1 rRNA gene is annotated in these 293 nt (G+C 50.2%); it reads right to left on the bottom strand.

What is annotated here, in order from left to right:
* Positions 1-157: 157 nt before the first annotated feature.
* Positions 158-293 (bottom strand): 16S ribosomal RNA (locus tag J9889_RS19570); the annotation flags it as partial.

Here is a 293-nt window from a genome sequence, read left to right as displayed (position 1 = left end):
CCGCTTGCGCCGCTATTCACATCCCAACCCAACGAACGGGCTTCTCTCATTCAACCGAAGTTGAATAAGCACTGATGCTTTCGCACCAGGTCTTTGCTCTAACTACTTTGAATCAAGGCAATCTGTGTGAACACTCAACAACTTCGCCATCTTAAGGTAAGGAGGTGATCCAACCCCAGGTTCCCCTAGGGTTACCTTGTTACGACTTCACCCCAGTCATGAATCACACCGTGGTAAACGCCCTCCCGAAGGTTAAGCTATCTACTTCTGGTGCAACCCACTCCCATGGTGTG

Origin of the sequence: Aeromonas sp. PrichA-15 (assembly GCF_017939245.1) — a bacterium.
Classification (GTDB): domain Bacteria; phylum Pseudomonadota; class Gammaproteobacteria; order Enterobacterales; family Aeromonadaceae; genus Aeromonas; species Aeromonas caviae.
Note: the sequence above shows the minus strand (reverse complement) of the source record. Positions and strands in the feature narration are given on the sequence as shown.